General features: G+C 36.3%; 24 protein-coding genes. All 24 read right to left on the bottom strand.

What is annotated here, in order from left to right; genetic code table 11:
* Positions 1–6: 6 nt before the first annotated feature.
* The gene (locus HBB17_RS05365; RefSeq protein WP_167956418.1) at positions 7–1,680 is read right to left on the bottom strand and encodes a MutS-related protein; all 1,674 of its coding nucleotides are present in this window, start codon (positions 1,678–1,680) and stop codon (positions 7–9) included.
* Between the two features lie 363 nt (positions 1,681–2,043).
* Positions 2,044–3,207 (bottom strand): C40 family peptidase, encoded by a 1,164-nt coding sequence (locus HBB17_RS05360; RefSeq protein WP_167956416.1) that lies wholly within the window; start codon positions 3,205–3,207, stop codon positions 2,044–2,046.
* A 377-nt stretch (positions 3,208–3,584) separates the two neighbouring features.
* Positions 3,585–3,926 (bottom strand): arsenate reductase family protein, encoded by a 342-nt coding sequence (locus HBB17_RS05355; protein ID WP_167956414.1) that lies wholly within the window; start codon positions 3,924–3,926, stop codon positions 3,585–3,587.
* A 343-nt stretch (positions 3,927–4,269) separates the two neighbouring features.
* Entirely contained in the window at positions 4,270–4,818 is a 549-nt protein-coding gene (locus HBB17_RS05350) for a hypothetical protein (RefSeq protein ID WP_167956250.1), read from the bottom strand.
* A 350-nt stretch (positions 4,819–5,168) separates the two neighbouring features.
* Positions 5,169–5,531: a DUF6483 family protein gene (locus tag HBB17_RS05345; protein WP_167956412.1), complete on the bottom strand. Its 363-nt coding sequence runs from the start codon at positions 5,529–5,531 to the stop codon at positions 5,169–5,171.
* Positions 5,532–5,574: 43 nt separating this feature from the next.
* Positions 5,575–5,928, bottom strand: coding sequence for a hypothetical protein (locus HBB17_RS05340; RefSeq protein ID WP_167956410.1), 354 nt, complete (start codon positions 5,926–5,928; stop codon positions 5,575–5,577).
* 146 nt (positions 5,929–6,074) lie between these two features.
* On the bottom strand, positions 6,075–7,037 hold the full coding sequence (gene rsgA, locus HBB17_RS05335; RefSeq protein WP_167956408.1) for a ribosome small subunit-dependent GTPase A: 963 nt from the start codon (positions 7,035–7,037) through the stop codon (positions 6,075–6,077).
* A 371-nt stretch (positions 7,038–7,408) separates the two neighbouring features.
* Positions 7,409–8,902: a stage IV sporulation protein A gene (gene spoIVA, locus HBB17_RS05330; RefSeq protein WP_167956406.1), complete on the bottom strand. Its 1,494-nt coding sequence runs from the start codon at positions 8,900–8,902 to the stop codon at positions 7,409–7,411.
* Positions 8,903–9,128: 226 nt separating this feature from the next.
* Positions 9,129–9,539, bottom strand: a complete 411-nt coding sequence (locus tag HBB17_RS05325) for an acyl-CoA thioesterase (RefSeq protein WP_167956404.1) — start codon at positions 9,537–9,539, stop codon at positions 9,129–9,131.
* A 26-nt stretch (positions 9,540–9,565) separates the two neighbouring features.
* Positions 9,566–10,810, bottom strand: coding sequence for a glutamate-5-semialdehyde dehydrogenase (locus tag HBB17_RS05320; protein WP_167956402.1), 1,245 nt, complete (start codon positions 10,808–10,810; stop codon positions 9,566–9,568).
* Between the two features lie 71 nt (positions 10,811–10,881).
* On the bottom strand, positions 10,882–11,475 hold the full coding sequence (locus tag HBB17_RS05315) for a 5-formyltetrahydrofolate cyclo-ligase (protein ID WP_167956400.1): 594 nt from the start codon (positions 11,473–11,475) through the stop codon (positions 10,882–10,884).
* A 14-nt stretch (positions 11,476–11,489) separates the two neighbouring features.
* Positions 11,490–11,699: a DUF896 domain-containing protein gene (locus HBB17_RS05310; protein ID WP_167956398.1), complete on the bottom strand. Its 210-nt coding sequence runs from the start codon at positions 11,697–11,699 to the stop codon at positions 11,490–11,492.
* Between the two features lie 46 nt (positions 11,700–11,745).
* A complete protein-coding gene (proB, locus tag HBB17_RS05305; RefSeq protein WP_167956396.1) occupies positions 11,746–12,612 on the bottom strand; it encodes a glutamate 5-kinase in 867 nt (288 codons plus the stop codon).
* A 159-nt stretch (positions 12,613–12,771) separates the two neighbouring features.
* Positions 12,772–14,367 carry an NAD(P)/FAD-dependent oxidoreductase gene (locus HBB17_RS05300; protein WP_167956394.1) on the bottom strand — a complete coding sequence of 532 codons (1,596 nt, stop codon included), beginning with the start codon at positions 14,365–14,367 and terminating at the stop codon, positions 12,772–12,774.
* Positions 14,368–14,386: 19 nt separating this feature from the next.
* The gene (locus HBB17_RS05295; protein WP_238483677.1) at positions 14,387–15,691 is read right to left on the bottom strand and encodes a BaiN/RdsA family NAD(P)/FAD-dependent oxidoreductase; all 1,305 of its coding nucleotides are present in this window, start codon (positions 15,689–15,691) and stop codon (positions 14,387–14,389) included.
* Between the two features lie 65 nt (positions 15,692–15,756).
* Positions 15,757–16,380, bottom strand: a complete 624-nt coding sequence (locus HBB17_RS05290; protein WP_167956392.1) for a BofC C-terminal domain-containing protein — start codon at positions 16,378–16,380, stop codon at positions 15,757–15,759.
* A gap of 85 nt (positions 16,381–16,465) precedes the next feature.
* Positions 16,466–18,112, bottom strand: a complete 1,647-nt coding sequence (locus HBB17_RS05285; RefSeq protein ID WP_167956390.1) for a putative polysaccharide biosynthesis protein — start codon at positions 18,110–18,112, stop codon at positions 16,466–16,468.
* 24 nt (positions 18,113–18,136) lie between these two features.
* Positions 18,137–19,252, bottom strand: a complete 1,116-nt coding sequence (locus HBB17_RS05280; RefSeq protein ID WP_167956389.1) for a DUF3048 domain-containing protein — start codon at positions 19,250–19,252, stop codon at positions 18,137–18,139.
* 3 nt (positions 19,253–19,255) lie between these two features.
* Positions 19,256–19,759, bottom strand: a complete 504-nt coding sequence (gene ybeY, locus HBB17_RS05275; protein ID WP_167956388.1) for an rRNA maturation RNase YbeY — start codon at positions 19,757–19,759, stop codon at positions 19,256–19,258.
* A gap of 1 nt (position 19,760) precedes the next feature.
* Positions 19,761–20,819, bottom strand: coding sequence for a PhoH family protein (locus HBB17_RS05270; RefSeq protein WP_167956387.1), 1,059 nt, complete (start codon positions 20,817–20,819; stop codon positions 19,761–19,763).
* Positions 20,794–22,035: a sporulation protein YqfD gene (gene yqfD, locus HBB17_RS05265; protein ID WP_167956386.1), complete on the bottom strand. Its 1,242-nt coding sequence runs from the start codon at positions 22,033–22,035 to the stop codon at positions 20,794–20,796. The genes HBB17_RS05270 and yqfD overlap by 26 nt, the downstream gene beginning before the upstream one ends.
* 15 nt (positions 22,036–22,050) lie before the next feature.
* A complete protein-coding gene (locus tag HBB17_RS05260) occupies positions 22,051–22,419 on the bottom strand; it encodes a YabP/YqfC family sporulation protein (RefSeq protein ID WP_167956385.1) in 369 nt (122 codons plus the stop codon).
* A 227-nt stretch (positions 22,420–22,646) separates the two neighbouring features.
* Positions 22,647–22,823, bottom strand: coding sequence for a 30S ribosomal protein S21 (rpsU, locus tag HBB17_RS05255; protein WP_033166800.1), 177 nt, complete (start codon positions 22,821–22,823; stop codon positions 22,647–22,649).
* A 197-nt stretch (positions 22,824–23,020) separates the two neighbouring features.
* Entirely contained in the window at positions 23,021–25,675 is a 2,655-nt protein-coding gene (gene alaS, locus HBB17_RS05250) for an alanine--tRNA ligase (protein ID WP_274380760.1), read from the bottom strand.
* Between the last annotated feature and the right edge of the window lie 81 nt (positions 25,676–25,756).

Here is a 25,756-nt window from a genome sequence, read left to right as displayed (position 1 = left end):
CATCTATTAAATCGTTTCCCAAGTCCCCGTATTTAGGAAATCATTTGCTGCTTTTGTTGCCTGGTCAATGATTTCTTGTTTATATCCAATCATTCCTAATAACTTGATTGCATTTCTTGACTGGGCTCTTCCATTACATAAGCGATAGTCGAACAATACATCATTGTCCACTACTTCCTCTTGAAAATGGTAATTGGAATAATATCTCTCTAATATATAGGTTAATTCGATATCATGGGTTGCTGCCATGCAAAGCACATACCCTTTTGATAAACTACGTAAAATCTGTGCGGAAGCCGCTATACGTTCTAGTGTATTCGTTCCTCGTAATACCTCATCTACAAAGCATAGAATCGGTGTTTCTTCATCTACTGCATCTAAAATTCTCTTTAATGATTTGATCTCAACAATATAGTAGCTTTCATTGTTGAATATATCATCCCGTAACGCCATAGAAGTAAAGACACGATAATAATTTCCACGATAACCATGACTTGTACTTGTATAGATCGTTTGAGAAAGAATTGCATTAATTGCAACGGTCTTTATAAATGTTGATTTTCCGGAAGCATTGGATCCTGTTACTAGAATATTTTGCTTCTCCTTAATCGAATTCGTTACTGGCTCATCTAACAATGGATGATATAGATCCGTTGCCTCTATAAATGGTTTTACCCCTGGTACCAAATCCGGCTTACTATAAAAATCAAGTAATTGACGGAACGAAGCTGCTGCAAGCATACTTTCAAGAAAACCGATCGTTTCATAGATCATAACCAATTCATCATTTTTCTCATTCAATAATTTGACCATACGACTAAACTTAATCAAATCCGTATGAAAAAGCATACGTTCGTAATCTAATATACTATCCAAAAGACTTCCATTCATACTGGAGCCACAACTGATCCATTTCGCATTTTTCTTTACATAACGAAAATCCTGTTTTACTTTTATCATCTTCTCCACGTATGGTCGTAAAAATGGATCGTCTTGTTTTTCTAATTCATCTACGCTACGAAGAAGTCTAACGATAAACGCTAAAATCTTGAAGTAATCAGAAACCGTTCCTTTACGCTTATAGTACTGATAGATGTTATTTCCAATCGTAAGGCAGACAGCCAGAATACCTATTTTAGGTTCAACTGCTAAGATACCAAAGGCCACAAGTAATGATCCGATACAGAAATAATGTTGCCCCAGACCATAAGCTTTCAATTCCTTCATACGGTTCATAAAGGTAAATACAGAAAGATTCGGAAGTTTACCAAGACGACTCATGATTAATTGAAATTTGATTCGTTCTTCTTCATGTTGAGTAAAATACTCCATCACTTTATCTCGCTCTAGTAGCTCTTCTTTATCAAAGCGTAATTGGCGTAACACATAATAGAGATATTCCTCCCCTACAGAACTTTCTGTATTGTTTAATAACATATAGATATTCTTCAAATCCAGATCATTAAAGGTAATATCGTCCACATCACCCTTAGTAACTTTCTTATACTGGTAATATCCTTGTAACCCTTTGAAATACTCTGATGTATACTCCTGCTCCGGCACCTCTCCGAAGGCATTGCGAATCCGTTCTCTCCACACGAGCATACGGCGCTTTTCTTCCTTCTTACTTATGATGATAAGAAAAATAATTATAGCAACTACACAAATGATATATTTCATGGTGTTCCTCCTAATTGTTTACGTAATCCCCATCGTATCTTTCCTCTCGATAATACTTCCATCCGATTTCTGAATGTGGATTTTAGTACGATTGGCACAAGTATCATTATACATGATACAGTTAGTTATTTCAAACAGGAAAGGATAGGGAACGTACATTTTTTCCATTTTTTATATAATGAAAAGTTAAAACGAACAAAACGTAATAAAGATACTTTAACACAATAAAGATACGTTACAACATAAAAAGGTGAGGCTTACAGATTAATATCTGATTTCCTCACCTTTATTCTATCATTTAGTTGATGAAATCAATTCGAATTTGTTAAAACCCTATGATCTCACCATCATTGATTCATTCCATTAGTCAAAGTAACGAACAGCCTTCACAGGAGTACGATAATACATATTACTAATCTTAATACCACTTCTTGGATTGCTGGCATGAATTACCTGACCACCACCAATATACATAGCAACATGGTTGATTCCACCACCATTGCTATAGAATACCAAATCTCCTGGTTTTACACTTGATGTTGAAATTGTTGTTCCACTTGATGCTTGTGCACGAGAAGTTCTTGGAATAGGAATTCCAAAATGTTGATAGATTCGCATTGTAAATCCAGAGCAGTCGGTACCACCTGTTAAACTTGTACCTCCCCATACATAACGGTTTCCTAAGAATTGTTTTGCATAGGCCACCATATTCGCACGAGTTGAAGATACTCCATTCGTTCCAGCTTCCACTTCTTCAACAGAAACACCTTTTGCTAATTGATAAGATAAATCCACATATTCTTTTGATACATATCCCTTATCATTATCAATAACAACTTTAACCCACTCATCTTTTACTTTTTTAACTTCCAGTTCTTCCCCTTCTGGAACTAACGTTAAACAAGTAGATTCTTTATCTGCTTTTTCACGAACTTTTAATGTTGTTGTATTAACCGTTGCAACGATCATTCCAACTTCCTTCGCTAATTCTTTTGCTTCATCTCCCGTTACAAGGTATTCAGCAGATACATAGCCAACAACTTTACCAGATTTAATCTTTGCCCATCCATCTTTTGAAATACTGTAGATTTCACAACCAGCATTCTTAGGAAGCTTTCCAATAATCTTTTTGTTTTCCCCTGCTTTTTCACGGATATTCAAATAATTATCTACTTTTGCTATTCCAAGATTTTCATAATTTAGCGCAATCGCATCTTCTTTTTCTTGATCCGTCGCAGTAGCTTCCGTAGGTTCTTCTTCTGGAGCTTGCTCATCGGTTTCTTCTTCCGTTGTATTCTCTGCATCTTCAAAAGAATTCTCAACCGTTTTAGCTAATACGCCAGCAAAAGCAACTTCATTTGCTGTGCTTTTTGAAGAGTAGTAATCATCCAATGAAATGGAAATACCTGCAACTGGTTCTTCTGTAGTATATGACATTGCGCCCATTCCAACTGCGCTTACTGCAACTGTAACTGCTCCAGCAACACATAATGTTGAAATCTTAAGCAATTTCTTGTTAAAATTCATAATACGCCTCCTAAACGCTTTGTTTAAACAATCTACAAATCTCTCGTATCGGTTTGATCTATGGTTCTATTCCTATTGGTAACTCCCTGTTACCCAATTTACTTTTCTTATCCCTAGTAGTTTGACATATAAATATTTGCTTTTTGTACTCTTATGTAACTCATATTATAATCGAAATTTTTAATTTGTTACATAATTGTTAAATATATTACGAGAGTATTATACCAATACTGCGTAAATTTGTCAACTATATGTCAAAACTTTTTAATAATTATGGCAATCCTATGCATTTTTACCACATTCTTCTTTTTTGTAGGACCAAAGAACTAAGATACAATAAACAATTACAGACTTGTTTTTTCGTCAAAATTAAGAGGCTACTCCCAGATCTTCCAAACATCCGGTTGATACCCGATTGTTGCATTTTTTCCATTTCTAACGATTGGTGTCTTATATAGCTGGGGATTGTCCAACAATTTTTCTTCCTGGTCTTCTTTTGCAAGATATTTCCACAAAAGATAAGTTTGTTGATCCTTTGTTTTTGGATCTACCAACTGTTCCATACCCCCTACTGCCTGCTTCACACTTTGATATTCCCCTTTGCTTAAGCCCTTCTGCGAAAGATCAATAAATTGGAACTTAACACCTCTTTCCTTAAAATACCTCTGTGCTTTTTTCGTATCAAAGCATTTGGTTCTTCCAAAAATCTGTATGTTCATTAGGGTTCTCTCCATTCTTCTCTCATTCTTTTTTTATATCCGATAATCTATTAAAGTAGAAATTTCTACATAATATATCGATTACCTTGTGTTATATTATTTATCATGTTACTGGTATAAGGTCAAGTATTTCATACTAATTTTCATATTCATACAAATAATCACAAACAAAACGATTGCGTAATCACGTCTAGCTTCATTCGTCACTACATGTTGTTTATATGCGATTGTTATACATTTATAGAGACATAAAATATGCAGAAACAGATACATCGTATACTAACGTATCTATTTCTGCATATCATAATTCTCTTATTCGTCAATATGTACTCTTATCAGGAACTTATTGGATTTCCATTCCTGACTCAATGGATTGATTCCATGTCTCAGTATCTCCCGGCATTTTATCATTGTTATCGTTCACAAATTCCGTCGCCTTTGATAATTCCAAACTCATCGTTGTTACCATACCGCATACATATGTTGTGATTACTAATACTCGCGAACCATCCGGTTTTACAACAATATTACTTTCTGTTTTTTCAGCCTTTTCCGCTTTATCAGATCCACTGCATTTCTCAGATTGATTCGTTTTTTCTCCATCAATCCCGTTTGTTGTCTGCTTTACCTGATTCCATTCATAACTCAAAACATTATTAAGATTAGCTCTATAACCAGACCGATTATAATTCAGAGTTTGTTCCTTAAGAGAATCGAATATGGAATCTCCTTGTTCATAATAATCCTTCTTCATTACTACAATTGCATCTTTACTAGACAACGATTTTTTTTGTAATTCATCTGTCCAAACAGATTGAAAGGAATCTGTCTTATTCGTTATGTATCCTGTTCGTAGTATCGTATTCCATACAACACATTCTGTAATTCTCATGTAGACTCTCCTTCCCTATAACTCCACCTTAAATTTTAACTTTCTCATTTACTTATCTTCTCGCTTAATACCTTCATCACAGTTCGTCGGCTTCTCTATTGTGATAGATACAGAAAAATTATGAAGCATCTTGCAAATCATGAAATGAGTACTAAGAATCTTCTCTACAATATGTATCGGTTATCTACCTGGGAATATTAATAGCTGGTTCTTTACAAGGTTGCTTGCATCATATGGATTAACCGTGCCAACTATTTTAAAGATGTCTTCTTCAAGAAGTTTACTTGTTCTCCTAGAACATATAAGCACAAGTTTCGCACTCCAAAATCTAAACCATAAACAAACGAATCTTACTGAAAGAAATTAATCTTACAATGTCGTAATGCTGCCTTCAAACCTTCCTGTACTTCTGTCCTCGTAAAATCGTGTGCTTCCAGGAATTCATCCGACATAGCATTCAAATGTTCATAGAACAATAGTGCTGCCATCGTATGGTCACGAGACTGTTCTTCCAGTAGCTCGAAAAGTTTGTTTTCTGCATCATTAATCTGGCCATCATCGGACAGTGCCAATAGATTCTCTAACACTTCTCTCTTCTCTGTATCTTCAACTAATACCGTAGTAGGAGAATCCGTATCAATTCGAAAAACGAGTTTTAAGACGGCTCGTACCATTTCATGAATAATTCTCATTATATAATCTTTTTCAAACATATCGATCACCTTTCGTCATTTAAGTATAGTAATGCCGTAAGGATCAACAATTCATTCGTACCTTCCACAATACGATATTCAAATGTATGAGGAACTGCTTGCTAAAGGAATAAAAGATAAAAAAGATTATTACCATCCATAGTGCAAACCACGCGTTCAGACCATTCCTTTGCTTCTGATTTTTAAACCGTAATTTCCATTTTGCTGCTTGTATATTGCTTATTTCAAGTTCACTCAGTACGGTAGTTTCTCGTACTTCTCCCAAAAGTCCATATATCGGAACCATCTGATACGGTAGTACAGAAAAAGTCATAGAAATCCAAAAAAAGAATACCTGTAATTGAAACATATGATTCCATCTTCTTTTTATTCTTTTTATTCTTTTCAGCTCTCTCATCCTATGACCTCCCTCCTACACTTATATTGCTGTTACCTATTACAGCAACTTCTTATCCGAAACAATACGTCCTAACTTTTCTGCAATTCCTTTTCTTCTATGTTCCAGAAGAGTTGATAGATTCTACTCCACTTCGTTCGTTCTTTCTATCTCCTTCTAGCAAGTTTCTCCGTCCCCCAATCATTTTCATTCGTAAGGTTACAATATAGGTTCCAGCGATTTCTTGATAAAGTACCATCAGCAAGTGCCTGTTTAATCGCACATCCTGGCTCTGTCTTGTGTTTACAATCTGAAAATCGGCACTGACCTTTTAATTCCAGTATATCAGGAAAGGTATGCTCTATTCCTTCTTCCACATCACACATTCCAATCTCTCTTATTCCCGGAGAATCGATAATCGTTACTCCGGATGGATAAGTAATTAACTGTCTATGGGTTGTTGTATGACGACCTTTGGCATCGTCTACTCTAATCTGGCTTGTTTTCATGATTTCTTTCCCTGCCATGGCATTGACCAAGGTTGATTTACCAACACCTGAGGAGCCTATGAATACAATCGTTGTTTCTTCTCTCATATATGGTTTTAACGCTTCCAACCCTTCCCCTGTTACTGCGCTGATTGCAAATACATCTGTTTGTTTCGATACCTGTTTTACCTCACGAACATAATAATCTGGATTATCACATAAATCTGCTTTTGTTAGCACTACAACCGGTTTTGCCCCACTTTGTAAGACTGTTGTTATGTATCGCATAATTCGATTGATGTTATAGTTTTGGTTCAAAGAATCCATTATAAATACATAATCAAAATTAGCAGCCAATACCTGTTCTTTCATCGTCTTAACATAACCAGCAAGATGTCCCGACTGATCTGGACGTTTCAAGATACTTTTTCGTTTCAGTAATTCTTTGATCAAGGATATTCCATTGGTATTCTTATAAAACAATACATAGTCTCCAACTACCGGTTTATCCATAGTCTTTTTATAGAAATGTCCACTTAATTGAGCTTTTACACTTCCCTGATCATATTCTATTGTATAGATTTTTCGTTGCATTTCACTGATTCGTCCTCTCAACAGGACGTTCTCGTGTTCTTTCTTCATTACACATTCCTCCAATTTTGGGCACAAAAAAACTTGCCTTTCAGCAAGTCTACTTGAATTAACTACGAAAGGTTCCTTGTATACGGAAGCATAAAGCTTCGCATACAGCATATGAAATTACTGATAAATCACCCTGTCCAATTTTTTCATATCGATCACTCCTTTCGTATCTTACAAAATCGAAGTTTTTATTTAGAAGAATTATAGTCCAATTTCGTAATATCGTCAACCTTTTTCAAAGAAAATACAAAAAGCATCATAAAGTTACCATGGCTGAGCGATGGAGCTAGGTCAATAGATAAAAACAACCTCCCACAAGTGAAAGAAAAACTGGGTTTGTTTTTCTACACAAGAGAAGGTTGTAAACCACTTTATATGATAATACAGATCAAGCCACCATTACTGTCGTTAATTACTTTCTGTAACGTTTCCTGTAACTTCAACTGGCTTTCGTCATTCATATTATGCACTTTATTATTAATACCCTCATCCACCAATTGCTTAATGGATTTTCCAAATATATTGGTATCCCAGATTCCTTCTGGTTCCTCGTCTGCGCTTTCTTTGATATACGTAATCAGATCGTTTGCTTGTTCTTCACTGCCTACGATTGGCGCAATCTCTGTTTCGATATTGGCACGGATCATATGAATGGATGGGGCCACTGCTTTAATCTTCACACCATATTTATTTCCATGTTTAATTACCTCTGGTGGCTCAATCTTGATTTCTTCCCGCATTGGTGTAACAACGCCATACCCCTTATAGCGAACGTCATCCATGGCACCACCGACTTTCGTATACTCATTCTTCATGGCAGCCAGTTCACGTAAGGTGGCAATCAGCTGATACTCTCCTTCAATTGGTGTTCCAATCAAGTCACTTAAGATTTGATAATAATACTTATCATCAAAGTCAACGAAGATCTTAACACTACCATCTTGCATAGACACGCGGTCAATTTTACAGCGTTTTATGTAATCCGAATCACATCGAACATTTTCCGACTTCACATCACGGATCAGATTAATATTCTGCATGATATTCTTAACACTATTAATTAAATCTGTTTTTAACCAATGATTTGGTGATAACATTTCAACCCATTTCGGAATAAAGAAATCAAGTTCCGTAATTGGGAACTCATTTAATATGGTCTCCATAATGGAATTAATATCATCTTTACGTAATTGTTCACAGTTAACAGGCATTACTGCAACATTGTATTTCTCCATAAGACTATCTGCAAGCGCTCTTGTATCATCGGAGTATGGTTTATTCGTGTTAAGAAGCACAATAAAAGGTTTCTTCATTTTCTTCAACTCACTGATTGTCTTCTCTTCTGCTTTCACATAATTCTCTCTTGATAAGTCTCCAAAGCTGCCATCTGTTGTAATTACAATGCCTATTGTGGAATGCTCACTGATTACTTTTTGGGTCCCTAACTCTGCTGCCTGTGTAAATGGAATCTCATGATCAAACCATGGCGTCTTTACTAACCGTTCCTGATCATTTTCGATGTGACCAGACGCACCATCTACCATAAAACCAACACAATCGATCAAACGAATCTTTACCATTGTTTCATCAGATAATCCAATCTCGGCTGCTTCTTTTGGTATGAATTTAGGTTCTGTTGTCATAATTGTCTTGCCTGCTGCACTTTGAGGAAGTTCATCGATTGCACGCTCTTTACTATGAACATCTTCAATATTCGGAATGACCAACAAATCCATAAACCGTTTGATAAATGTTGATTTTCCTGTGCGGACAGGGCCAACTACACCAATGTAGATCTCACCACCTGTACGGACCTGTATATCTTTGTATACATTATAGCCATTTGCTATAGAAATATTGTCCATGAATATACCCCTTCCATATATGTACATGACTTCGTCATTTGTACAATATATGCAAAGAGACTTTTTATTATACCATTTTCTAATAGTTCGGCTGTTTTCTCTTTTCGAATAACGGGAAAGATTGGATGATACGTTCTGTAGAATCAAAAAAGCTCCATGAGTTGAATTAAAGAATGGTGATAACTCTCACCTTACTCTTTCTTCCACTTCATGGAGCATTGCTTCTTTACTGCGTTTGCTTTACAGCATTAATTGCTTCATAAAACTCTCTATTCACTTTTTTCATGTTGATTGGTCGAAATGTTTCATCAACAAAACAATGTTCGGATGTACCCAGTGTTGTACGGGTATGATCTTGTTTTTCAATTTCATAGGCTAAGACGAGTTTAATTCCATCAAACGAGGTCACCTTCGTATGAATCGTAACTTTCTCTCCAAACTTTACGACCGATTTGTATGTGCAGCTTACTGCAAGGACAGGAGACATAATCTTCATCTCTTCCATCTTGTCATATGGAAATCCCAATTTTTCCAAGAAATCCATACGAGCTTCTTCAAACCAGCGAATATAATTGGAATGATGAACAATCCCCATCTTATCCGTTTCATAATATTTTACATCGCGTATATATGACATCTTTGTCTTCTTCTTTCTATCTCAGTTTAACGAATCTGACCATTACCAAAGATAATATATTTGGTCGTTGTCAGTGCAAGCAGTCCCATTGGTCCTCTCGCATGTAATTTTTGCGTACTTATACCAATTTCTGCACCAAATCCGAATTCAAATCCATCGGTAAATCTTGTGGAGGCATTTACATATACGGCTGCTGCATCAATTTCATTTAAAAACTTCATTGAATTAGCATAATCTTTTGTGATAATCGCCTCTGAATGTTTTGTATTATAGCGATTAATATGTTCAATTGCTTCATCAATGGTATTGACTACCCTTAAGGAAATGATCGCGTCAAGATATTCCGTACCCCAATCTTCCTGTGTTGCTTTTACCAGTTGATCACAGATTTTACAAGCTTCTTCATCACCACGAATCTCTACCTGCTTAATGGATAGTCTTTCTTGAATCAATGGTATGATTTTTGGTGCAATATTCTTATGAACAACAAGTGATTCGCACGCATTGCAGACTCCATAACGTTGGGTCTTAGCATTCTCGATGATATCTAATGCCATTGCAAGATCTGCTGATTCATCTACGTAGACATGACAATTACCGGTTCCCGTTTCAATAACAGGAATGGTACTATTCTCTACAACAGAACGAATGAGACCAGCTCCTCCACGAGGAATCAACACATCCACATATTGGTTCATTCGCATGAACTCTTTTGCTGTTTCACGATCTGTCTTTTCAAGTAATTGAATGGCTGATTCACATAATCCTTTTTCTCGTAAGGCTTCTTGAATCACATGTACAATGGCAAGATTGGATTGGAATGCATCACTTCCACCACGTAAGATAACGGCATTTCCCGTTTTAAAACACAATCCAAACGCATCTGCTGTAACATTTGGTCTTGACTCATAGATAATTCCAACCACACCAAGGGGAACTCTTTTCTGTCCAATCTGCAAACCATTTGGTCGTACTTTCATTGAAATAACTTCACCAATCGGATCTTCCAAAGCAATAATTTGTTCTAACCCAATCGCCATAGCTTCAATGCGTTCTTTTGTTAAGCGTAAACGATCTTGTAAGGATTCTTTCATTCCATTTTCTTTTGCTTTTTCTAAATCTTTTTGATTCGCTTCAATCAATTCTTCTGCATGTTCACGAAGTGCCGTAGCTGCTGCTTGTAAGCCTTCATTCTTGTCATTCATACTAGCACGATTCATAAAACTTGCAGCTTCTTTTGCTTTACGACCAATCTCTTCTAGATAACTCATGTGATTTCCCCCTTCTATCTCTTTACAACTGATTAACCAACCTCGAAATGCTCCTACCCAAGTATCGCAAATTACTGTGGTTCACATACCGTTATGCCAATGTAATCTTTATCAGTAATGACACCATCGATTTTCTCATCAAAACTCTCTATATCAATATGCTCAAAAACTTGAAAATCATATGCTAGAGCAATCTTTAATCCAATCTGTTCCGGGTAATTATGTATATAGCGGTCATAATACCCTCCGCCATATCCGATTCGACTCCCTGATTTATCAAAAGCTAATCCAGGAACAATCATCAAATTCTTCTTTGACTCCCAACTTGCATTCCTATTAATAGGACAATTTATGGAAGGTTCAAGAATACCAAAAGCTCCAACCGTTAACTGATCAAGATTCGTTATCTCATGAAACTCCATATGATCATCTACAACTTTGGGTACAGCAACATGTTTCCCATCCCTAAGGATCAACTGAATCAACTTCTTTGTATCAACCTCTTGGTTATAAGAGACGTATAGAAAAATATTCTCAGCTTGTTGATAAAAAGGTTGCGCAAGAAAAATCGAAGCGATTCGTTTACTTCGATCTTGTATCTCCTGTTTGGATAATTGATTCTTCAATTCTTTCATATACTGCCTGATTTCCGTTTTTGTTTTCATCAATAGTACCAGCTTTAATGTAGATTTTTCTTTTTTAGTGGTGTGATTGATCCATCTTCATTCTTAATTGATATATTATTTAAGGAACTTTGTAAATCTGCTCGAATTGCACTAATATATGCACTACGTAATTCTGCCTGCTCTTTCTTTTCCTCTTCTGTTAATCCTACTGTTTTCATCTTTTTATATAATTCATTAATTCTTTGTATTGATAAATCGTCCATATCTTCCTCCATGAATCTATTCCTAATTGACGAAGCAAAGCATTCATCATTTATTCTGAATATTATATTGCTTTGTCGATATATAATCAAGTAAATTAAAACTGTCACTCTTATTTTGTTTAAATAAGGTACCAATCTGCTTTCCTTCCATAATGTCATAGATGATCTCTACATCTTCTCCATTGGCAATCAACATATCAGTCCCTGCCGTTGTAGCAATCTTCGCAGCTGAAAGCTTAGTTGCCATTCCACCTGTTCCCACACTGCTAGCTGAACCTTTTCCCATAGAACATAATTCATCGGTTAATTCTTCTACCACATCGATAAACGTTGCATCTGGATTTGTATGTGGATCATCCGTATATAATCCATCGATATCCGACATTAAGATCAAAAGGTCTGCATCAATAACAGCAGAAACGATTGCTGACAAGGTATCATTATCTCCGAACTCCAGTTCTAACTCATCTGTACTTACGGTATCATTTTCATTAACGATTGGAATTACTCCATAATCAAGCAATTCTTCAAATGTGTTACGTGCATTCTGTCTGCTGATTTCATTAAACATTGTATATTTTGTCATTAAAATCTGCGCTGGTACTTGATTGTATTCTGCAAACAATTTTTGATATACCATCATTAATCTTGCTTGACCAACTGCTGCACAAGCTTGCTTTGTCTTTGTCTCTTTCGGTTTTTGCGTAAGTCCTAGTGATTTTCGTCCAACAGCAATGGCCCCAGAAGAAACAAGGATTACATCTTTTCCTTGATTTCTTAGATCTGTTAAGACACGAACCAACTGTTCCATCTTTTTCAGATTCAAGCTTCCTGTTGCTGGATGGGTAATCGTTGACGATCCGATTTTAATAACGATACGCTTCTTATCCTTCAAAAACTCTCTTGTGTTCATTGTACTACAATCCCTTCCTGCCTATTTGCGATAATAATGAGCAACGTGTCAAAAGTAATTTGACGCTCTTGACTTGTTTTTTGACGAATTATAAGGTTTTCCCTTACAATGTATTCTTACCAATCATAACACATTGCCCATTTTCTCGCAATTATAACTTTACAAAAAAGGTTTATATTTATGCACAATCATCTCATAAACTTTAATTCCATCCATTGCTGCTGAAGTTATTCCACCTGCATATCCTGCTCCCTCTCCACAAGGATAAAGTCCAGCAATATTGGATTCCAGCTCCTCATTACGGATCATCTTAATCGGAGAGGAGGTTCTTGTCTCAACCCCTAGCATTAGAGCATCTGGTTTTGCAAAGCCATGAATTTTTTGATCAAATGCATGTACTCCCTCAATGATTGATTCACTAACAAAGGATGGCAAACAATTTCGAACATTTGCTAAAGTATATTGTCCCTTTAAGTTCGGTGTCATAGAACCCAATTCCGTAGTAGGTCGGTTTGCTTCAAAATCACAGAATAACTGTACTGGTACACTCCCTTTTCCTTCCATATAAGCAAGATGTTCCAACTTTCGCTGAAATTCCATTCCAGCAAGAGGAGAATCTCCATCAAAATCTTCTGGATTCACTGTTACGATAATGGCACTATTCGCATTTTTTTCACCACGGTCATAGTTACTCATTCCATTTACAACCAAACGTTCCTTCTCACTGGAAGCATTCACAACAAATCCTCCTGGACACATACAAAACGAATAGACACCTCTTCCATTGGACGTTTGATGCGTGACTTTATAATCAGCTGCAGGAAGCTTTGAATAAGATTCCCCATATTGGGATTTGCTGATTAATTCCTGTGGGTGTTCCATTCGAACACCGATTGCAAATGGCTTCTTTGTGATTTCTAGTTTTTTCTCATAAAGCATGGTAAAGGTATCTCTCGCACTATGCCCAATTGCAAGAACCAAGACCTCACAAGGAATCCATTCTGAATCATTTACTTCAATGGCATTTAATTTAGCATTTTCGTATCTCAGATCTGTTAATTTTGTTCGAAAACGTACTTCTCCTCCTAAGGCAATGATACGATTTCTCATCGCTTTCACTACTTCACGTAACCGGTCTGTTCCAATATGCGGTTTATTAAGATACAATATTTCTTCTGGTGCCCCATATTCCACAAATAGACGAAGGACTTCTGTATTCCGACCTGTTACATCTTTCACAAGAGTATTCAGTTTTCCGTCGGAAAATGTTCCTGCACCACCTTCACCAAATTGTACGTTGGATTCTGTATTCAATTCATTGGTCTTCCAAAAGTGATTCACAACTTCCACGCGTTGATCCACGTCATCTCCTCGTTCGATAACAATAGGACGGAATCCATCTTCTGCCAACTTTAAAGCACAGAAGATTCCTGCAGGTCCAGTACCAACAACAACAGGACGTTCTTTTAATTCCTCAGTTCCATCTTTCACCGTATGGTAAATTGTCTTTTTACCAATCGTCACATTGTTATTCTTACAGCGTTCCACAATTTTCTTCTCATTTAGTTCTTCTAATGTAACGAATACGGTATACGTGTACATTATGTCATTCTTTTTTCTTGCATCAATGGATTGCTTGCTGATTTCATAATATAGGATTTGTTTCCTAGACACTTTCAGCGTCTTAGCAATCTTTTCTTCTAATGCTTCCTTGCTATGTTCAATTCCAAGTTTTAATTGATTTATCTTAATCATTTGCTATTCATAATCCTTCCTACTCGTGCAGTTTAAGCTTTTTTCCTGCAGCTTTCCCTGCAAGATACCCGGTTGCCCAAGCCCATTGCAGATTATATCCACCACAGATTCCATCCACATCGAGTACTTCACCAACTATATAGAAGCCACTATGTTTTTTCGACTCCATTGTCACTCCTGCAAGTTCTGTTGTATCCATTCCACCCGCACAGATTTGTGCATTATCAAATCCATTTGTATCTGTGATTTCAATCGTAAACTGCTTCATCCTCTTCGCTAATCGCTTACAATCGGTACCATAAGGATCAATATTCTTCGCTTTATTTAATAACAGGGTAATCAACTTATCATTCATCAAGCCAATCAATACTTCATGATCTGTTTTATATGAACTTTCCTGATAACGTTGACAAAGAAGTGCTCCCAGCTCGTCCAAACCAAATTGTGGTAAGAAATCAATCTCCATCGTTACCTTTTTCTGATCATACAATGCTTTAGCAGCATACCGACTCACTTGAAATACGGGAATTCCAGATACGCCATAGTTTGTAAGCTGCAGTTCCCCTTCTTCTTGAGCAACCTTTTCCCCGTCAACAAGAAGTGTTATATTAGCATCGCAGCGTACACCAGCTACCTGTTCAAAATCAGCTCCTTTTGCCTTTAGTTGTACCAATGCAGGTACGACCGGCACAAGACCATAGCCCATCTCCTTCAACAAGCGGTAACCGCTCCCATTAGAGCCTAGCTTTTCTGAAGCTCTTCCGCCAGTAGCGATGATCACTTTTTTTGCATCATACTCTGCCACATAAGAATCAACTTCTATTGCTTTTTCTTTTTTCTTATTCTTTCCATTTTGTTTTGCACCACTTCTTGTTTCCAAAACACGAACAAGGGTCTGTATATGATACCCTTCTTTCGTTGGTATGATCTTTGTCACATCTTCATTACAACGTACTTCAACTTTTAGATGCTTCAATTCCATCGTTAATACATCAACGATCGAGGAGGCTTGTTCACTACCAGGATATAGATAGCCATTCTTCGCTTTTGGTACAATCCCTAATTTTTGAAAGAACGCAATCGTATCCTTTTCATTAAAATGTGAGAATACCTCCTGTACAAACGGAAGATTCTCACTTCGATAACATTCCATGGATTGATACAGGTTTGTATAATTGCATTTTCCATTTCCTGTCGCTAATATTTTTTTACCTACTTTTTCTTTATGTTCTAGTATGGTGACTCTTGCACCTTCGGAAGCGGCGGCAATCGCTGCTACCATACCAGCGGCGCCTCCTCCGACTACAATAACTTCTCTCTTCACACAGCACCTCCTAGATAATTTTAACACATAAAAGGAACCACATCACTTTCATAATAAGAGCGAAATCAACTAGAATATCCTTCTAGAATTGTGTACAGTTCCTGTTTATCAGAAACATAAATCCCAGCCTCAATCTTATCAATATCCTCTTGTGGTAAATCCTTTATTTCAATATTGGTATATTCGAACACCGTTTGTTTGTCTTTATGAAAAACGGTTAGTAAACCATTTTGCTCAACTATATAATATTCGTATTGTAATCGATCACTATCATAATTCTTACTTAAGACAACTTCACTTTCCGAGAACGACTCTACCTGATAAGATAACAAGCCTTCTTTTTGTTCTGCAACAGGAAGTTGATGCATATATTGCGCACAATATGCAACAAGATCTTCTCTTGTATACCCAATCATTTCTTCACTTACATTCATTCGGAACGTGTCCATCTGTCTCGTAGCAACATCATATTGTTTTACCACGATATTGGTAAATGGCGTAATGGTATTTACTTTGGTTGTATCTACCATTTTTGTATCAATTTCTTTCATCTTAACAACTAAACCGTTTCTTTCATCGGCATGATTATTGAAGTTTCGTAACGCCAAACGATAACTTCCGTAAAAATAAATACTAAATAATATGGTTAGTATAAAAAAACTACTGATAATAACATAAATCCTCTTCATGGGTATTCACTCCTTTGGATATAGTTATTACCAGTTTTTCTTTAATTATACAGCCTGTCTCTATGCATAGTTACATATGTTACCCTTACATAAGATGGCATTTTTTTGCTACTTTCACAATAAGATGTCCCTTTGGTAGTCCTTCTAATTCATCTTCTGTTACACCCTTGAATATGATTAGGAAGATAAAGTAAGCTACTACTGCTATTCCTACTGCTACAACCGTCGCAAAGGCATTTGAATGTACAACTGCATGTACCCCTTTATACGAGAAGAATGCCAAAATTCCCATAAGAAATGAACAAATCGTAGGGATAATAAAGCTTTGCAGTAATTCTTGTCGATAACGTAACAGTTTTCCAATGGATCTCCAATTTAAGATACAAACAACCAATGGGAATGTGATATTACCGATTACCAAGGCATATACGCCCATATTGGTAAACTTCAATAATACAAACACCAATACCACATGAATACCAAGAGAAATGGCTGAATGTCTTACTGGTAAACTCATTCTATTAATTCCTTGCAATACCGCATTACTGATCGTTGACAGTGCATAGAATACAATGGCAATGGAACCTAATGTCAGTAATCGAATCGCTGTTTCTGCAGCTTTTTGATCATTGGTTGGGAATAACATATTAAGGATTGGCTGCGCCAATACCGTCATTCCAACAGCAGAAGGAATTGCGATAATCATGTTAAACTTAATGGCAACATGAATTTTTTTCTTTACCTCTTTGAATGCTCCCTGTACTCTCGCGCGAACAATTGCAGGTACGATTGACGATGCCATTGCAGATGCGATGGAAACAGGAACCGTAACAAGAAGATTATATTTGGATGAATAGATACCAAGTAACGCAGAATGTTCTTCTGCTGTAAATCCTTTTGCATGCATGATATTACCAAATAGGGCATTATCCAAGATTCCACTTAATTGATAAACCGTCTGACTTAAGATAACAGGCGCAATCGTTAACAACAGCATCTTATAGATGCTAGGATAATCCTCTACTGGTGACATCGTATCTCTACGAATCTGCTTTTTGATGATTGGCCGATACGCAAAGTATACAAACAATAAGAAGAATAAAGCAGCGCACGCACCTGCTAACGTACCTAAAGTACCTCCGGCTGCTCCATAGGCAGCAATACTGGCTGAAGCACTATTGGCTACCATAAATGTATATGCGGCATAAACACTAACAAAGGCATTAACAATCTGCTCTAATAATTGGGAAGCACTCGTTGGTAACATGGTGTTTTTTCCTTGAAAATACCCACGCAATGAACCAATAATTCCAACAATTAATATGGTTGGCGCCAATACCCTTAGCGGGATTGCACTTCTAGGACTCTTGAAGATTGTACCTGCAAAGAAATCTGCGCCAAAATAGATTATAAGAGCAACTACTAAACTTGATAAACCTGCAATGACCATTGCCGCTTTGAAAACTCGATATGAACTACGATATTCTTTTTTAACACAATAGGCGGCAACCAATTTGGATACCGCTAAAGGCATACTGTAAGAAGAAATCAGCAATGCCAGATTATATATCTGGAATGCAACATTATAATACCCCATTCCTTCATCCCCAATGATATTGGTCATTGGGACACGATACAGTAAACCGATGATCCGACTTAACAGGGAAGCGATTGCCAAGATACTTCCTTGGACGATAAAATTATTCTGTTTTCTTTTTGTTGTCTGTCTCATAATATACTCCTATCATTGGTTAACTTATTCGGATGTTTTATCTGAGAGAACAACATCGCTTTGGCGATCCGTTGGGAAGATTGCAATATACGTCTTTCCTGGATTAATGGTCAGAATGTTCCCCTCCTCATCATAATAATGCATCTTCGATGAGGATTCATTCTTTTTCCAAGTGATCTTAACCGCTTTCCCATTCGTTATATAGTATCCGTCACCAGATGCATTGCCTAAATCCATGGTCTGATAACCGTTCTTATCAATGTTCCATTCCTTTACATATTGAACAATAATATTCTTAAATGTCAGTTGCTCATTCGTATTGTAATCAATATGCTTGCCTCCAAACTGATAGCGTCCATAAACTTTTTTCTCTTTGTCATAAACAAAGTATGGATTCGTATATTTAGAAAACTTTAAAGTAACTTTATTTGCTACAATATCACTTGTTAAATCAGTATCTTCTTTATAGAAAGTGAAATGATTTTCAAAGTCCTCTTTATATTCTGTACGATACTTTAATTTTTCTGTTCCTTTTTGGATTCCTTCATAACTAGCAAATGCGTTATGTGGTGCTTTTATGGATTTGTCACGATAGAATACCGTTGTACCAATCCCCGATAAACCACTTAAGTTATTGACTCCTAGTTCATCGATCTTCGCTAAAGCATACTTCGTATGTCCATAATGGACAAAAATAGCATCATACTCATCAGCAAAGCTGACAAAATAGTGTCTCGCACTACGAACCGATCCAATTCGGTCTGTTGAAAAATTTTCAAAAATACCCATTAAACGAGTAATACCACCTTCTACAATGGCTTCATACAAAATTGATGCTTCAGAAGTCCCACTTTGTGGAGAAGCGATTTCATGATTATTCAACATAACTGCATAGGGGCGACGATTACCTACTTCCTCAGGTACCCAATCCCCTGTTAATTTGCTAAGTACCATTCCATCATGATTCTCCTCTTCTACAACGGGTTCTTCCTCTTCTACTTCTGGTTCTGGTGTAACTTCCTCAGGTTCTACGGTTTCTTCCACTATGGGTTCTTCTATTTGCTTATCCGCTTTTTTCTTACAACCTGCACACAACATAGCAATTAGAAGAATAACAATCATACTTTTGTATTTTTTCATCTTTTACTCCCTTACTATTCCAAGTTTATTCAGTATTTCATTTTGTTTTTCTTCCATGACCACACGTTCCTCATCCACCATATGATCATATCCAAATAAATGTAACATACTGTGAGCAGTTAAGAATGCTAACTCTCTTTTTTGAGAATGTCCATATTTTTCTGCCTGCTCCATTACTTTCTCCACAGATATTACAATATCTCCTAATACAAGCTCCCCTGAGTCAGGATTGAAATAATAATCTGGCTCTTCCTCTTCAATCCAAGTGAAGTTTGCTGGTTCTTCATAATCAATCATTGGGAAAGACAATACATCCGTTGGTTGATCAATCTGCCGATTTTCTGCATTAATCTGTCGAATGGATTCATTATCAGTCAGAACAACACTCACTTCAATTTCGTAAGGACACTCTTCATAATCAGAAGCCATTTCAACTACTTGGTTTATGATCGTCTCATAATCCAGGTTTAATTTTATTTCTGTTTCATACTCGAAATTAATTGTCATTCTAAAACCTTGCCTTTCCGGTTTTCTTTCTTTGACCTTTCTCTCTCGCATATTTTCCTTTTCCTGCATCTGTACTTACATGACTATCCTTTTGTGTTGCTTGTACTTTTGCTTCATAATCATCATATGCTTTTACAATCTTTTGTACAAGTGGGTGACGGACAACATCTTGACTAGTCAAGTAGCAAAAACCAATATCATCCACTCTCTTTAGTACCTTGATTGCATGATCAAGACCCGATTTTTGACCGATTGGCAAATCCTTTTGGGATTGATCACCCGTTATAATTACTTTTGACCCAAATCCAATTCTTGTTAAAAACATCTTCATCTGGGCTGGTGTTGTATTCTGTGCTTCATCTAGAATAATAAATGCATTATCCAGTGTACGCCCTCTCATATATGCCAAAGGCGCTACTTCAATCAAGCCTTTTTCTGAATTTCTAACATAGGATTCCGCTCCCATAATCTGATAAAGTGCATCATACAAAGGTCTTAAGTAAGGATCGACTTTACTTTGTAAATCTCCTGGTAGAAAACCTAGTTTCTCTCCTGCTTCAATAGCAGGTCTTGTCATAATAATCTTATTCACTTCATTATTCTTAAAAGCCGTAATTGCCATTGCCATTGCCAAGTACGTTTTACCTGTTCCAGCTGGACCAATACCAAATACGATCATTTTCTTTCGAATTGCATCAATATAGTTCTTTTGACCAATCGTCTTTGGCTTAATCGGCTTGCCATTAATGGTATGACAGATTAGGTCCGTATCGATTGCAACAATCTCCTCTTCCTTATTATCCATACCAAGTGCAAGTGCATAATTCACTTGTTGTTCTGTTATTTCATTTCCTCTTCTTGAGAGCTCCAACAATTGGGAGAACACACTTTTAGCCTTAGTAACCTTTGCATCTTGCCCAATTACTTTTAAGGCTCCATCTCTTGCTACTATGGTAACATTCAATGTTTTCTCGATTATCTTAATGTATGAGTCAAATTGACCAAATACATTCTTTGTATGTTCTACAGGTATGTCAATCATCGTTTCCACTATGCTCATCAGTCTCTATATTCCTCCACTCGCTGTCATCAATTGATCGATAGGTGGTAGCACTTTCTTCCACAATCAACTTGCCAGAAGTAACGCATTTCTTCCCACTAAATTCAATTTTAACATTATTTTCAAGAATTGTAACCCCATTCTCCTCTAAATCTTCCAGATAAAGTTGCAATTTTTCTTTTGCTATCCGACTTGCCTCTTCCTTGGTATAGGTAGTCGATACCATCTCATATTCTCTAAAACAAGTAGTTGTAAATGATATCGGTAAATAGAAATTCTTACCGATCCTTAATTTTTCATCATTGTCAATTATATCATACTTCTTATAAACATTAAAAGGACTATATAAAAATATTTTATTTTCATTTATATTTACACTATATGCCTTTTTCTTCTTTCCTGTATACTCTTTTTTCCAATAATCCATTTGGAACGAATCCTTATAGTCATAATACGTTTTCATTCGTATATCTGCATCAGAGACAACCGTTTCCTTCCGAATCAACAGATCAAAATCACCCATGATCTCAACAACCCCGGATACCAGAATATCCCCTTTCTTAACAACGGTTCCTTCCTTTACAAGTGGCACCCCTTTTCTGGTAATTATGGATGTGATGATTCCATCCTTCATAGCAACGATATGACATACTTCCGTACGTTTTTCAACCGTTTTTGGCATGTTCGTTTCTTTCAATTTGATTAGTAATCTTGTTCCTCTTATTTCAGCTGAAACCCAGCCAATGTCAGGATACTTGGCACGTATCTCTTCTTCAATTTCTTGACAACTGACTTTTTTCTTTTGGATGCCCGTATAGATATTATTCGTTTTTAAGAATTTAAGAATTGCTTCATCTGTATGTTTTTGTTCTCCTGATATGCTTATTTCCCAGATAAACAAAGACATCGTATAGACTAAGATACAGCACAAAAGAACGCCAAAAGCAAAGATTTTTCTTTTGCGGTATCTATGTAATAGAAAAGGTAATCCGTATCTTTTCTTAATGTATGGTCGTGTCTTAGTTTTCTTCACGATTTGTTTCAGTTGTCGAAATCCTTGTACACTAATAAAAAATTCGTACTCATCTCCAACCTGTTTCAAATCCCAGATTAGGATATCTTTAGCACTGCATAAATTAATGAACCGTTCAGGAGAATATCCTTTGATACGAACCAGTAGATACCCTCGAAACCATTTAATAATTCGAATCAGCAATGAAGGTCCTCCTTGTCAACAATATTTGATAGAATGCACGATACCTGTTACACGCATCTCGTCATTGGTAAAATATTTGATTATCAGATTATTTCCTTCCACACAAATCTTTCCGGTTTTTGTCTGTACTTTGATCACATTAGAATTATACTCAATAATTCCTTTATAATTCTCAATACACAAACTACAGCGACCTGTGGTTGTAATGATCGGTGCTCCTGCGATCATATCTCCAGGAAGGCTAAGATTCTTTGATAACGTTTCAAGATACGATTCTTTTTCTTCTGGTGATACCTTCTTTTGGGAACGATCAAATTGCTTATACAGTGTTTTCTTAGATTTCTTTTTAAATGTATTATGACTTGATTTTATATTCTTACTCATTATCATTAACATGTTGCCATACTACTTTAATACTTCGTTTTGTACAGAACATGCCTTTCCCTGCCTTTCGCACATAAAAGTACTATAACAGTATATGTAGCTGTACAAATAGTATATACTTTTTATTGGTAAATTCATACATCTCGATAGAACGTAAAAAACCCTTAATCATAAATGATTAAGGGTTTATTGGCTTTTTACGTAGCGCTTTATACACTAATAATTAACTATTTAAATTTACGTTTACGAGCAGCCTCAGATTTCTTCTTACGTCTTACGCTTGGCTTTTCATAATGCTCTCTTTTACGTATTTCTTGTTGGATACCTGCTTTAGCACAGTTTCTTTTGAATCTGCGTAGAGCACTATCTAAAGTTTCATTGTCTTTAACAATTACATTTGACATAGTCTCACACCTAACCTCCCTCCAGTTGTGTATTGTGCCTATACAACTGTTTGGGTATAATTTGAATAGCACTATTAAGATTATAGTATTTACTAGTATAAATGTCAACAATTTTTTGCAAAAATTCTTATAATAATTATAGTTTTCTGCTTAGCAATACATTCTATCAATATCTTATACCCTAAACAAAAGAGTTGTTAAACTTGTTGTTCTACTACTTCCACAACTTTTGCGATTGCTTCATCAATTCCTGCTGGATTTTTTCCACCTGCTTGTGCCATATTTGGACGGCCACCGCCGCCTCCACCTACGATTGAAGCTATGGATTTAATCAGATTTCCTGCATGAGCACCTTGTTTCATTGCACCTTCTGTTGCCATTGCAATTAAATTCACTTTATCATTGCCTTGTGCAGAAGCAAGAACGATTACACCTTCACCTAATTTTTCTTTTAATTGGTCACCAAGGTTACGAAGCCCATTCATATCTACGTCAGCTACTTTCGTTGCAAGAACTTTTAAACCTTTCACTTCTACTACTTGGTTCATAACATCGCCTAGTGCATCTTTTGCTAACTTATTCTTTAACTTCTCATTTTCTGATTGAAGTGCTTTGATCTCTTCATGCATCGTTTCAATCTTCTTCGCTAACATTGTAGGCTCTGCTTTCGCAACTTTCGCTGCATCATTTAGTGTATCCTCAAGGTGATTATAATATTCAAACACACCTTTTCCAGTTAATGCTTCTATTCTACGTACACCAGCTGCAACACCTTGTTCTGCGATAATCTTAAATGCTGCAATCACACTTGTATTACTTACATGCGTACCACCACAAAGTTCTTTACTGAAGTCTCCGGCAGATACAACACGAACGGAATCGCCATATTTTTCTCCAAATAGAGCCATTGCTCCAGATTTTTTTGCATCTTCAATCGACATTACATCTGTATGAACAGCAATACCAGCTTCAATCTGTTCATTCACGATTGCTTCTACCTTTTCTATCTCTTCTTTTGTCATTGCAGAAAAATGTGTAAAGTCAAAACGTAGACGATCTTTGCTTACATATGAACCCGCCTGTTCAACATGATTTCCAAGAACCATCTTCAATGCCTTCTGTAATAGATGAGTAGCGGTATGATTCTTACCAGTTGCTGTTCTACGATCTCCATCAACTATTAATGTAACCATTTCATCTTTCTTAATGATACCTTCTTCCATCTTACCAACATGGCCGATCTTACCACCTTGTAACTTGATAACATCTTCTACGATAAAGGAAGCATTTGCAGTTTTGATCACACCAGTATCATTTAATTGACCACCCATTGTTGCATAGAAAGGAGTTTCATCAACGATAATCGTACCGTTTTGTCCTGCTACTAATTCGTCAACGATTTCACTGTCAGTAGTAAGAACAGTTACCTTACTATCACAAGATAATTCTTCATAACCAACAAAAGCAGAGGTAATTGCTGCGTCGATGGATTGGTAAACCGTAACATCAGCACCCATGTAGTTTGTTACTTCACGAGCATTTCTTGCTGTTTCTCTCTGTACATTCATTGCTTTATGGAATCCTTCTTCATCGATTAGGAATCCTTTTTCTTCTAAGATTTCTTTCGTCAAATCAAGAGGGAAACCATACGTATCATATAATTTGAAAGCATCCTCTCCGCTTAAGGTATTCTTACCTTCTTTTTTAAGGTTTTCTTCTAAATCAGAAAGAATACTTAATCCTTGGTCGATTGTTTTGTTAAAGTTATCTTCTTCAATCGTTAATAATTTAAGAATATATTCTTTCTTTTCTTCTAATTCTGGGTAACCATCTTTTGACTCATTGATTACTGTTTTACTTAATTCAGCAAGGAATTTGCCGCTGATTCCAAGTAATTTACCATGACGAGCAGCACGACGAAGAAGTCTTCTAAGTACATAGCCACGTCCTTCATTCGATGGGATGATTCCATCTGAAATCATAAAGGTTACAGAACGGATATGGTCGGTAATCAAACGAATGGAAACATCAAATTTTTCATTTGTCTGATACGTAACACCAGCTATTTCACAAACCTTATCACGAAGTGCTTTAATCGTATCAACATCAAATACGGTATCTACATCTTGAATAACAACTGCAAGACGTTCTAATCCCATACCTGTATCAATATTCTTTTGTTGTAGTTCTGTATAATGACCATTTCCATCACTTTCGAACTGTGTAAATACATTATTCCATACTTCCATGTAACGGTCACATTCACAGCCAACTTTACAATCAGGCTTACCGCAACCATACTTTTCACCACGGTCATAATAGATTTCTGAACATGGACCACAAGGGCCTGCACCATGTTCCCAGAAATTATCACAATCCCCATTCTCATCTCTCTCGAAACGAGTAATACGGTCTGGTGCTACACCAATTTGTTTTGTCCAGATATCAAACGCTTCATCATCTTCAAAATAGATGGAAGGATAGAGGCGATCTGCATCTAAACCAACCACTTCCGTAAGGAATTCCCATGACCAAGCAATTGCTTCTTTTTTAAAATAATCTCCAAAAGAGAAATTACCAAGCATTTCAAAAAAAGTAAGATGACGAGCAGTCTTACCTACATTCTCAATATCACCTGTACGAATACATTTTTGACAAGTCGTTACTCTTTTTCTTGGAGGAATCTCTTGTCCTGTAAAGTAAGGTTTTAGAGGTGCCATACCAGAATTAATGAGCAATAAACTCTTATCATTTCTTGGAACCAAAGAAAAACTATTCAATCTTAAATGCTCTTTGCTTTCAAAAAACTCTAAATACATTCTTCTTAAATCGTTAAGTCCATACACTTTCACTGTGTTTGCCTCCTGCGTATATATTCTATTCGTGTGTGCAGTAATTGCCACATACTTCCTATTTCAGTTTTATAATAGGGA

This window comes from Anaerosporobacter faecicola (assembly GCF_012070565.1).
Lineage (GTDB): Bacteria > Bacillota > Clostridia > Lachnospirales > Lachnospiraceae > Anaerosporobacter > Anaerosporobacter faecicola.
Note: the sequence above shows the minus strand (reverse complement) of the source record. Positions and strands in the feature narration are given on the sequence as shown.

Coding starts and splice junctions, on each gene's coding strand:
- HBB17_RS05340 (WP_167956410.1), bottom strand. CDS start 5,928: ATGAGAGAGCTGAAAAGAATAAAAAGAATAAAAAGAAGATGGAATCAT.
- HBB17_RS05320 (WP_167956402.1), bottom strand. CDS start 10,810: ATGAGTTATCTAGAAGAGATTGGTCGTAAAGCAAAAGAAGCTGCAAGT.
- HBB17_RS05270 (WP_167956387.1), bottom strand. CDS start 20,819: ATGAGCATAGTGGAAACGATGATTGACATACCTGTAGAACATACAAAG.
- HBB17_RS05300 (WP_167956394.1), bottom strand. CDS start 14,367: ATGATTAAGATAAATCAATTAAAACTTGGAATTGAACATAGCAAGGAA.
- HBB17_RS05285 (WP_167956390.1), bottom strand. CDS start 18,112: ATGAGACAGACAACAAAAAGAAAACAGAATAATTTTATCGTCCAAGGA.
- ybeY (WP_167956388.1), bottom strand. CDS start 19,759: ATGACAATTAATTTCGAGTATGAAACAGAAATAAAATTAAACCTGGAT.
- HBB17_RS05345 (WP_167956412.1), bottom strand. CDS start 5,531: ATGTTTGAAAAAGATTATATAATGAGAATTATTCATGAAATGGTACGA.
- HBB17_RS05315 (WP_167956400.1), bottom strand. CDS start 11,475: ATGAAAACAAAAACGGAAATCAGGCAGTATATGAAAGAATTGAAGAAT.
- rsgA (WP_167956408.1), bottom strand. CDS start 7,037: ATGAAGAAAGAACACGAGAACGTCCTGTTGAGAGGACGAATCAGTGAA.
- HBB17_RS05325 (WP_167956404.1), bottom strand. CDS start 9,539: ATGTCATATATACGCGATGTAAAATATTATGAAACGGATAAGATGGGG.
- HBB17_RS05360 (WP_167956416.1), bottom strand. CDS start 3,207: ATGAATTTTAACAAGAAATTGCTTAAGATTTCAACATTATGTGTTGCT.
- rpsU (WP_033166800.1), bottom strand. CDS start 22,823: ATGTCAAATGTAATTGTTAAAGACAATGAAACTTTAGATAGTGCTCTA.
- HBB17_RS05365 (WP_167956418.1), bottom strand. CDS start 1,680: ATGAAATATATCATTTGTGTAGTTGCTATAATTATTTTTCTTATCATC.
- HBB17_RS05280 (WP_167956389.1), bottom strand. CDS start 19,252: ATGAAAAAATACAAAAGTATGATTGTTATTCTTCTAATTGCTATGTTG.
- HBB17_RS05260 (WP_167956385.1), bottom strand. CDS start 22,419: ATGAGTAAGAATATAAAATCAAGTCATAATACATTTAAAAAGAAATCT.
- HBB17_RS05290 (WP_167956392.1), bottom strand. CDS start 16,380: ATGAAGAGGATTTATGTTATTATCAGTAGTTTTTTTATACTAACCATA.
- proB (WP_167956396.1), bottom strand. CDS start 12,612: ATGAACACAAGAGAGTTTTTGAAGGATAAGAAGCGTATCGTTATTAAA.
- HBB17_RS05310 (WP_167956398.1), bottom strand. CDS start 11,699: ATGGACGATTTATCAATACAAAGAATTAATGAATTATATAAAAAGATG.
- spoIVA (WP_167956406.1), bottom strand. CDS start 8,902: ATGGACAATATTTCTATAGCAAATGGCTATAATGTATACAAAGATATA.
- HBB17_RS05350 (WP_167956250.1), bottom strand. CDS start 4,818: ATGAGAATTACAGAATGTGTTGTATGGAATACGATACTACGAACAGGA.
- HBB17_RS05355 (WP_167956414.1), bottom strand. CDS start 3,926: ATGAACATACAGATTTTTGGAAGAACCAAATGCTTTGATACGAAAAAA.